This is a genomic window from uncultured Rikenella sp. (assembly GCF_947628055.1).
In the GTDB taxonomy this organism is placed as follows: domain Bacteria; phylum Bacteroidota; class Bacteroidia; order Bacteroidales; family Rikenellaceae; genus Rikenella.
Genome location: NZ_CANQYJ010000088.1, coordinates 1 through 10,206, shown reverse-complemented (window position 1 = coordinate 10,206; position 10,206 = coordinate 1). Strand labels below are relative to the sequence as shown.

Sequence of the window (10,206 nt, the reverse complement as noted above, 5' to 3'; positions counted from 1 at the left end):
CCCCCAGGAAAACCATCCGCCCCCAGCGTATGATCGAGTCCCCCCAAATACCGTTCGCACACCTCCCGGAACCGCCGATGCGACATCTGAGCCGAGGCCGAAAAGACCACCCGCTCCGGTCGATAATGCCCCGTGACATAACGCACCACCTGTTCGCGCGTCGCCCGCTTCAGGTTCCGCGGCGTCCCCAGAATGTTCCGTCCCAACGGCGCCCCCGCAAAAAGCAACTCCTCGAACTCATCGAAAATCAGTTCCGCCGGCGAATCCCGATACGAATTGATCTCGTCGATAATCACCTCCCGCTCCTTGTCCAACTCGCGCGGATCGAAACGTGAATTAAACGCCATATCCGACAGCAAATCAACCCCTTTTGAAAATTCCGACCGCAACAAGGTGGCATGAATCACCGTCTCTTCCTTCGTCGTAAAGGCATTCAGCTCCCCGCCCGTATTCTCCAACAGGCTATTGACCCGGTAAGCCGACCGCCGCGCCGTCCCCTTGAACAACAAATGCTCCACCAAGTGCGCCACCCCATGCTGTTCTGCCGCCTCGTCCCGCGTTCCCGCCCCGATCGTCAGCGCGATATGGGCCACCCCGCCGGAAGCGCTCCCCGGCCGCCGATGGATGCACCGGATGCCGTTCGGCAAGGTGAACAGATCGAATTCAGCCTCTCCCATAAGCCTTTAACCGATAACCTCCTTTAAATACCGCGCCGTATAACTCCCCGCCTCAGCCGGAAGAGCCGCCAGCTGCCTCGGCGTCCCGGCAAACACCAGTCCGCCGCCACCCGTCGAGCCCCCCTCCGGCCCCAAGTCGATCACCCAGTCGGCGCACTTCACCACATCCATATTGTGTTCCACCACGACCACCGTATGCCCCCGCTCCATCAACGCATCGAACGAGCGCAACAACTTTTTGATGTCGTGAAAATGCAGCCCCGTGGTCGGCTCGTCGAAGATGAAAAGCAACGGCTGTTCGCTATTCTCCTTAAGCAGGAACGACGCTAATTTCACCCGCTGGCTCTCCCCGCCCGACAGCGTGGACGACGACTGCCCCAGCTTGACATACCCCAGCCCCACGTCCTGCAACGTCTTGAGTTTCTCGACAATACGCACATTGATCCGATCTTGTTCCGCATACCGCCCGAAAAAGTCGATCGCCTCGTCGATACTCATCTCCAGCACGTCGTAGATCGACTTGTCATGATACTTCACCTGCAAGACTTCATCCTTGAACCGTTTGCCGTTGCAAGCCTCGCAAACCAGCTCGACATCGGCCATGAACTGCATTTCGACCCGGATCACCCCCTCGCCCTTGCACTCTTCGCACCGCCCCCCCGCAATGTTGAACGAGAAGCTCGACGAATCGAATTTGTATTGTTTCGCAAGCTGCTGCTCCGCAAAGAGTTTGCGAATTTCATCGTAAGCCTTGATATAGGTAACCGGATTCGACCGCAACGACCGCCCGATCGGGTTCTGGTCGATCATCTCCACCCCTTTGATCCGTGTAATGTCCCCCTCCAAGCCATCGAAATCCCCCGGCCGATCCCCCGTTTCGGTCAGCTCCCGCCGCAGCGCCGGATAAAGAATATTCTTCACCAACGACGACTTCCCGCTCCCGCTCACCCCCGTAATGCAGGTCATCACCCCTAACGGAATCCGCACATCGATCCCTTTCAGATTATGCTCCCTCGCCCCCTTGATCTCGATATAACTCCCCGTTTTCCTGACATGCGCCGGCATCTCGATCGCCTCGCGCCCCGTCATGTACCGCACCGTCAGGCTCCGATTATCCGCTTTCTTCGCCGCCGCCTCCATCGCCGGGAAAGCCCCCTGAAACACCACTTCGCCCCCCTCGACCCCCGCCAACGGCCCGATGTCGATCACCTCATCCGCCGCCCGGATAATCTCCGCATCGTGTTCCACCACAATCACCGTATTCCCCAAGTCGCGCAACTGCCGGAGCACCCCGATCAACCGCTCCGTATCCCGCGGATGCAACCCGATGCTCGGCTCGTCCAAAATGTAGAGCGACCCCACCAAACTGCTCCCCAACGACGTCGCGAGGTTGATCCGCTGGCTCTCCCCGCCCGACAGCGTGGACGACAGCCGGTCGAGGTTCAGATAAGAAAGTCCCACATCTTCTAAATATTGCAGCCGGTTCTTGATCTCCGTCAAAGCCCGTTCCCCCACCGCCGCATCGTGCGCATCCAGCTCCAGAGCCTCGAACCACGCTTTCAGTTCCCCCACCGGCATCCGCACCAGCTCCGTGATCGCCCGCCCCCCTACCTTGACATACGACGCCTCGGGCCGCAAACGCCCCCCGCCGCAATCCGGACAGGTCGTCTTCCCCGTATAGCGCGACAACATCACCCGGTATTGAATCTTATACCGCTCCTTTTCGAGGAACTCGAAAAATTCGTCCAACCCGTGGAAATACTCGTTTCCCCGCCACAACAGCCGCCGCTGCTCCTCGGTCAGTTCCCGGAACGGCCGGTGGATCGGGAAGCCGAATTTCGACGCATTCATCACCAACTGCTCCTTCCACCATTTCATCGTCTCACCGCGCCAGCACACCACCGCATCATCATAGATAGTCTTCGACTTGTCCGGAATCACCAGATCCTCGTCGATCCCGACCACCCGTCCGTACCCCTCGCACCGCGGACACGCTCCCAGCGGATTGTTGAAACTGAACATATGTTCAAACGGCGGCTGGAACACCATCCCGTCCGCCTCGAACCGATTAGAGAATTCCTTTAATTGAGCTTTGCTATTTTTCTGTTTATCAAAAGGGAACGAAATTATCATACACTTCCCCTCGCCCACCTCGAACGCCGTCTGCACCGAGTCGAACAGCCGGCTGCCCCACTCCGCATCCCCCGCCGCATTCTCCGGAACCGAAAACCGGTCTACGAGCACCGACAAATCCTCCGCCCGATAACGGTCGATCTCCGGCAAAATATCCTGCACATACCGCACCTCCCCCGCCGAATCCCCCGAGCGCAAAACTAACCGCTCGAACCCATCCTTCATCAACAGCGTGAGTTTCTCGATAATCCCCTGATTCTCATACAAAGCGACCGGCGCCGCCACCATCGCCCGGCAGCCCGCCTCCAGCCCCGCCGCATAATCGATCACATCCTGTACCGTATGCGCCTTGACCTCCACACCGCTCACCGGCGAATAGGTCTTCCCGATCCGGGCATACAGCAGCCGCAGATAGTCGTAAATCTCGGTCGTCGTCCCCACCGTCGATCTCGGATTGCGCGTATTGACCTTCTGCTCCACCGCAATGGCCGGCGCGATCCCCGTAATGAAGTCCACATCCGGCTTTTCGATCTTCCCCAGAAACTGCCGCGCATAGGCCGACAAGCTCTCGACATACCTCCGCTGTCCCTCCGCAAATATCGTATCGAACGCCAGCGTAGACTTTCCCGACCCCGACAAACCGGTGACCACCACCAAGCGATTGTGCGGAATTTTAATCTCTATATTCTTGAGATTATGAACCCTGGCACCTTTTACATGAATATATTGTTCCATCCGGTATATTGAATCATCTGCATACCAACGCAGTCGTCCGCCCTTATCGTATAATTTCGATCTGCTCCTGCGTGGTGATCTTTTCACAGTATTTGCATCGCAAGACCAATTCCCCGCCCCGCGTAAAGACATCGAACCGCGTCTTGACATGCGGTTCGTGGTTCGTCACGCACATCGGATTGGCGCACTTGACGAACCCTTCGACATGCGTCGGCACCTCCACCTGCCGCTTCTCCGCCACCTCGAAGTCCCGAATGATACTGAGCCGCGCCGTCGGAGCCACCAACGAGATATAGCTGATCTCCTCGTCCGCACAATATTTGTCGGCGATCTTGATGATCGCTTTCGTGCCGATCCGCTTGCTTTTGAGATTGGTGCCGAACGTCACCTGATGCGTCGTTCTGTCCAAGTTCAGCAACTTGATGACCTTGAAAAGGCTGGTCGGCGGGATATGGTCGATCACCGTTCCATTTTCAATAGCACTGACCTCCAAAATCCCCTTTTTATGATTTTCCTGCTGTTCAGACATGATATTCGATTACTTTAGATAAACACTTCAATTACTTGACCCCGAACAGATAAGCCATAATCGCCATCCGCGTGTACACCCCGTTCTCCGTCTGCTGGAACCAGTACGCTTTCGGATTCGAGTCCACATCGGTGGCGATCTCGTTCACCCGCGGTAGCGGATGCAAAATCCGCATGTTCGGCTTCGTATCGACCAACATATCGTTGCGCAAAATGTAGGCATTCTTGACCCGCTCGTACTCCATGATGTCCGAAAACCGCTCGCGCTGCACCCGGGTCATGTAAATGATGTCGGCCATCGCCATCCGTTCCATAATATCGGCCGTCTCGTAGTACGAAATCCCCCGTTCATACAGCTGCATCTTGTACTCCGTCGGCATCTGCAACTCCGGCGGCGAGACGAACGTGAACTCCGCCTTGAAATGCGACAGCGCCTCCAAGAGCGAATGCACCGTCCGCCCGTACTTCAAGTCCCCCACCATCATAATATTGATGTTGTCCAACCGTCCCTGCGTCTTGAGGATCGAATAGAGGTCGAGCAGGGTCTGACTGGGGTGCTGGTTGGCCCCGTCCCCCGCATTGACTACCGGCACGCGCGACACCTCGCTGGCATACCGCGCCGCCCCCTCGACCGGGTGCCGCATCACGATCATATCGCAATAGTTCGAGATCACCCGAATGGTATCGTGCAGCGTCTCCCCTTTGGTGACGCTGGTGTTGTTCATATCCGAGAAACCGATCACCCGCGCTCCCAAGCGGTTGATCGCGCTCTCGAAACTGAGCCGCGTCCGGGTGGAAGGCTCGAAAAAGAGCGACGCCACCACCTTGCCGTACAGCAGCCGCTGGTCCGGATTGGCCTCGAAATCGGCCGCCAGCTCCATGATCCGAAGAATATCCTCTTTCGTGAAATCATGGATCGACACCAAACTTTGTTTTTCCTTCATAATTTTTGCGCGCTATGATGATAATGAAACTACACGTACCCCGTCGATCCCCCCCAACCGTTCCGCGAGCGCCTCGGCGTCTCTAAGCCGGATACTCAGCCTCATTCGGCAGGAAATATCGAAATCCTGCCTCAGCACCCTCGGTTCCATATCCTTCACCACCTTCATCACCCGGTTCATCGCTAAGTAGGGAAAGTCCACGACCACCTCCCTGTTCTCCGTCCGCTCCACGATCTCGGCATTCGCCAGCGCATCCGCCGCAGCATCCTTATATGCCGCAATCAGCCCCGGCACCCCTAACTTGATCCCCCCGAAGTACCGCACCACCACGACCAGCACGTTGGTCAGCTCCCGCGAAAGCAGCTGCCCCAGGATCGGCCGTCCGGCGCTCCCCGCCGGCTCCCCGTCGTCATTGGCCCGGAACCGCACCCCGCCCTCCGAAGCCTCGATCCCCAACCGCCACGCATAACAATGGTGCCTGGCGGCATAATGCTCCGCCCTCAACGCATCCACGATCGGCTTGACATCGGTTTCGGAATAAATCGGATAAGCAAAGGCCAGAAAACGGCTGCCCTTGTCTTTATATAGCCCCTCGGCAGGGGCCGCGATGGTGAGATAGGTATCGCTGATCACGCTCCGAATCGGATAATCCGAACAAAAATAGCCATTCGGCGGCGGATAACCAAAGACCACGGAAGAATAATTTTCCGGACGCCGGAATTTGTTTTGTCGGGAATAATGAATATCTTTGCCTCAGTTACGATGAAATGGATTCCCGATGCCTTTTCCGGTTTCGGGGGTCTGTCTTTTTTTATGGCATAGAAAAACGAAGTGTTATGGCAAAGGTGAACTACATAACGGAAGCGGGGCTGCGGAAATTGCGCAGCGAATTGGATGCGTTGAAAGCAGAACGGCCGGTGATCTCGGCCCAGATCGCAGAGGCGCGGGACAAGGGCGACCTGTCGGAAAATGCGGAATACGATGCCGCCAAGGAGGCGCAGGGGATGCTGGAGATGCGTATCGCCAAGCTGGAGGCTATGATCGCCGGCGCCCGCATTATCGACGAGTCGAAACTCAATACGGACAGCGTTCAGATACTCAACCGGGTGACCATTAAAAATCTGAACCTCGGCAAGACGTTGGAGTATACCATCGTTTCGGAAAACGAGGCGAATCTGAAAGAAGGCAAGCTGTCGATCGGGACTCCGATCGCACAGGCTTTGCTGGGGAAGAAACGGGGGGATATTATCGAAGTGCAGGTGCCGTCGGGGATTCTCAAGTTGGAGGTGATCGACATTTCCATCTAACGACCGCTCTGTTTCCGACATGCAAGTAAACAAAGAGGCTTCAGGAATCCCTGAAGCCTCTTTTCGTTTTTACTCGCCGCCCAAATGCAAGGCCAGCCACACGCAGTCGAACGATGTCCGCAGCACCCGATGCCTGCGGTGCGCCTCGATCAGCAGGTAATCGCCCGCACCCAGCGCCGTCGTCGAGCCATCGCCCCACTCCAGCACCGCCTCGCCGCGCGCCACCATCACCCATTCATCCCACGCCTGATCGTACCACTCGCCGTTTTGCTGTCCGAACGACAGGATACGTTCCACCCGGACACCCTCCCCCGCCGGCAAAGAGGCGGACAGAAGCATCTCGAACACTTCCCTACCCTCCTCCCGCGTCGAAGCCGGAGGCACAATGCCGCGTTTATCGAAAATATTGCCCATGCACTTGTAGTATCGGCTACATCCGTTCGTGCAGGATCTCGGCCACGCGTTCCGGCGTCACCTTCCCCGTTTCACCCAGGTTCCAGCCCCGCTTGCGGAAACGTTCCACGATAAAATCGATCGTATCTTCGCCGATCCCATGTTCCGAGAGGCGCGTTTTCATCCCCAAGCTGCGGAAAAATTCGTCGGTCTTTTCGATCGCCGCCTCCGCTTTCTGTTCCGGCGTTCCCGTCGCACCCCACACCCGCTCGGCATACTGCACCAACTTGTCGAGCTTCTCGCCGCGCATCACGCTCATCATCCCCGGATAGACGATCGCCAGCGTCGCCCCGTGATCCAACCCGTGCAAAGCCGTCAGTTCGTGACCGATCATGTGCGTGGCCCAGTCCTGAGGCACCCCCATAGCGATAAATCCGTTCAAGGCCATCGTCGCCGTCAGCATAAAATTCGCCACCTCGTCGTACCGGTCATGCCGCTCCACCAGCTTCGGCCCCAGCTCGACCAATGTCTGCAACAGCCCCTCAGCCCATCGATCCATCACCATCGACTGCGTATCGAACGTCAGGTACTGTTCCAACGTATGGGCAAACGAGTCCACGATGCCGTTCACGATCTGCCGCTGCGGCAGCGAGTAGCACACCTCCGGATCGAGCACCGAAAACTGCGGATACCCTTTCGGATTGTGAAAAGCCAGCTTTTCGTTGAACTCCTTGCGCGAAATGACCGCCCCGTTGTTCATCTCCGACCCGGTGGCCGGCAGCGTCAGCACCGTGGCCAACGGCACCGCATCCACCGCTTTCGACGGATCGAGCAGAAAGTCCCACGGATCGCCCTCGTACCTCAACGCCGTGGCGATGAATTTCGTCCCGTCGATCACCGAACCGCCCCCGACGGCCAGCAGGTAATCCACCCCGTGCTCGCGCGCCAATGCAATCGCCCGCCGCAGCGTCTCGTACTGCGGATTGGGCTCGATACCGCCGAATTCGACTGCCGCATGTCCTTTCAGGGCCGCTTTCACCTGCTCGTACACGCCGTTCCGCCGAATACTTCCCCCGCCATAGGTCATCATCACTTGGGCTCCGGACGGAATCTCCTCGGCGATTTTGGCGATCGTTCCTTTGCCGAATATCAGTTTGGTCGGGTTGCAGAATGTAAAATTATTCATCTCGAAAAGCGTTTTTAGATTTTAATACCACCGGCTAATTTAGGATATTTGCAACAGAATCGCACTATTTTTCATGCAAAACAGCACCAATAATCATACCACGATCGCGGCGGCGGCAACCGGCCCCGGGGGAGCGATCGCTCTTATCCGGCTCAGCGGGCCGCAAGCCATTGCGATCGCCGAAAAGGTATTTTCCAAACCGTTGGCCGATGCGCCGGGATATACTGTCCATTTCGGAACGATCGCCGACGGCGAGCGGATATTAGACGAAGTATTGGTCACGCTGTTCCGCGCATCGAAGTCTTACACAGGCGAGGATATGGTCGAAATTTCCTGCCACGGCTCATCCTATATCACCCGCGAGATTTTAGCACTACTGATCCGCCACGGCGCGGTTCCGGCAACTGCCGGAGAGTTTACCCGGCGGGCTTTCCTGAACGGGAAACTCGATCTGTCGCAGGCGGAAGCGGTAGCCGACCTGATCGCATCGGAAAGCGGAGCGGCACACCGGATCGCCCTGAATCAGATGCGGGGCGGATATGCGGCGGAGCTGGCCGGACTGCGCGCCGAATTGCTGCACATCACTTCGCTGCTCGAACTGGAGCTGGATTTTTCGGAGGAGGATGTAGAGTTTGCCGACCGTTCCGAACTGGAACGCCTGCTGACTACCATACGAAACCGGTGCCGAGCTTTGGCCGGCTCGTTCCGGACGGGGAATGTGTTGAAAAACGGGGTTCCGGTCGCTATCGTCGGGGCGCCGAATGCCGGAAAATCGACGCTGCTCAACCGATTGGTGGGCGAGGAGCGGGCAATCGTGTCGGACATAGCCGGGACGACAAGGGATTTTATCGAGGAGTCGCTGACGTTGGAGGGTATCCGGTTCCGTTTCATCGACACGGCAGGGTTACGGCATACGGACGACGAGATCGAGGCTTTGGGCATCGAGCGGACCAAAGAGCGGATCAGCCGGTCGACGCTTATTTTGCTTCTGGTTTCCGAACCTTTACCGCCGAGCGAGATCGAAGAACGGATCCGTTCTTTGCAATTATCGGATGACCAGCGGCTGATTCTTCTTTTCAACAAAAGCGATCTTTGGGATACGGCTCTATTGACTGAAAAATTCGCATCCGCCTGCCCGGTATTGAGTATAGCAGCCCGTACAGGCGAAGGAGTGGAGGCGCTCAAAGCGCTTTTAATCCAATCCGTAGAAACTGACATTCCGGACGACAGCCTGATAGTGAGCAATATCCGCCATTACGAGGCTTTGCTGCATGCTTCGGAGGCTTTGGACAGGGCCATTGCAGGTGTAGCGCGGGGTTTGCCTGCGGATCTGATCAGTGAGGAGGTCAGACAGGTACTGCACTATCTTGGCACGATCACGGGCGAGATCACCACTGACGATATTCTCGGCAACATATTCAGCAAATTCTGCATCGGCAAATAAGAGGCTCGAAACGACTATAATCATTTATAAGCGATTATTATAAACGTATTGATATTCAATGCGTTTTATTTTTATCCGATTTCCGGTTGCTATTTGCAATTCCCCGTTTTTACACATATTTTTGAACCGTATTTCTACCGCGAGCGAAAACGGCAGAACGGGGCAATATCACACCGACGCATTAGTTGACAACGTCCCGTTTAGAGACATTCGCCACCGTAGTGCAGAAGTTGACGTCTGTTGACAATGGTTTACGTGGGTTGACAAATTTTCGGCGACGGTAGAGATACGGAAACGGTCAAAAAGGAGCGAACTATGGAGGTAAAACGAGTATGCAAATGGTGCGGAAAGATTTTCATCGCGCAGAAAACGACGACCTGCTTTTGCAGTCATGCCTGTGCAAGCCGAGGCTATAAGGAACGCATCCGCGAACGCAAGCAGCAACTGAAAAAGAACGAGGAGTTGATGCAGATTCGCCAATCCTTCGAGGGGCAGGACTACTTTTCGTTTGCACAGGCGGCCAAGTTGATGGGCGTAAGCCGTCAGTACATTTATAAACTGGTGCATTCGGGCAAGTTGCGCGCCTCGCGTCTGAGCGACCGCATGGCAATTATCCGCCGAGCCGACATAGAGTTGATGCTCAAAACCAACCCATACGAGCGGCTGATGCCCGATGCCGGCTTCGACATCGGAGACTATTATACGGCGGAGCAGATTGTCGCCAAGTACAAGGTCGGCGTCAAGTGGGTTTGGACCTACACCCGCAAGCACAAAATCCCCAAGGTGCGCATCCACCAGTTCAACTATTACAGCCGCAAGCATATCGACGCAGCCTTTGCCAAGTACGAGGTGGACTCGG

General features: G+C 56.5%; 10 protein-coding genes. 3 read left to right on the top strand and 7 right to left on the bottom strand.

Annotated features, from left to right (window positions below):
* From Q0Z93_RS08100 to Q0Z93_RS08080, 5 genes are all read right to left on the bottom strand, one after another.
* The coding region (locus tag Q0Z93_RS08100; protein WP_298064430.1) for a pitrilysin family protein at positions 1-677 on the bottom strand (677 nt) is incomplete at its 3' end.
* Between the two features lie 6 nt (positions 678-683).
* A complete protein-coding gene (uvrA, locus tag Q0Z93_RS08095) occupies positions 684-3,545 on the bottom strand; it encodes an excinuclease ABC subunit UvrA (protein ID WP_298064429.1) in 2,862 nt (953 codons plus the stop codon).
* 43 nt (positions 3,546-3,588) lie between these two features.
* Positions 3,589-4,074, bottom strand: coding sequence for an aspartate carbamoyltransferase regulatory subunit (locus Q0Z93_RS08090; protein ID WP_298064428.1), 486 nt, complete (start codon positions 4,072-4,074; stop codon positions 3,589-3,591).
* A gap of 31 nt (positions 4,075-4,105) precedes the next feature.
* A complete protein-coding gene (gene pyrB / locus Q0Z93_RS08085; protein WP_298064427.1) occupies positions 4,106-5,017 on the bottom strand; it encodes an aspartate carbamoyltransferase in 912 nt (303 codons plus the stop codon).
* Positions 5,018-5,029: 12 nt separating this feature from the next.
* Positions 5,030-5,650, bottom strand: coding sequence for a YigZ family protein (locus tag Q0Z93_RS08080; protein WP_298064426.1), 621 nt, complete (start codon positions 5,648-5,650; stop codon positions 5,030-5,032).
* Positions 5,651-5,853: 203 nt separating this feature from the next.
* Between Q0Z93_RS08080 and greA the strand changes: the two genes are divergently transcribed.
* On the top strand, positions 5,854-6,324 hold the full coding sequence (greA, locus tag Q0Z93_RS08075) for a transcription elongation factor GreA (RefSeq protein ID WP_298064424.1): 471 nt from the start codon (positions 5,854-5,856) through the stop codon (positions 6,322-6,324).
* Between the two features lie 69 nt (positions 6,325-6,393).
* Here the strand turns inward: greA and Q0Z93_RS08070 are convergent, their stop codons facing one another.
* Positions 6,394-6,738 carry a cupin domain-containing protein gene (locus tag Q0Z93_RS08070; protein WP_298064423.1) on the bottom strand — a complete coding sequence of 115 codons (345 nt, stop codon included), beginning with the start codon at positions 6,736-6,738 and terminating at the stop codon, positions 6,394-6,396.
* Between the two features lie 16 nt (positions 6,739-6,754).
* Positions 6,755-7,903 carry an iron-containing alcohol dehydrogenase gene (locus tag Q0Z93_RS08065; protein WP_298064422.1) on the bottom strand — a complete coding sequence of 383 codons (1,149 nt, stop codon included), beginning with the start codon at positions 7,901-7,903 and terminating at the stop codon, positions 6,755-6,757.
* Positions 7,904-7,976: 73 nt separating this feature from the next.
* On the opposite strand from Q0Z93_RS08065, the gene mnmE reads away from it, so the two are divergent.
* Together mnmE and Q0Z93_RS08055 are read left to right on the top strand one after the other, a co-directional pair.
* On the top strand, positions 7,977-9,347 hold the full coding sequence (mnmE, locus tag Q0Z93_RS08060; protein WP_298064421.1) for a tRNA uridine-5-carboxymethylaminomethyl(34) synthesis GTPase MnmE: 1,371 nt from the start codon (positions 7,977-7,979) through the stop codon (positions 9,345-9,347).
* Positions 9,348-9,662: 315 nt separating this feature from the next.
* On the top strand, positions 9,663-10,206 hold a 544-nt coding region (locus Q0Z93_RS08055; protein WP_298064420.1), incomplete at its 3' end, for a helix-turn-helix domain-containing protein.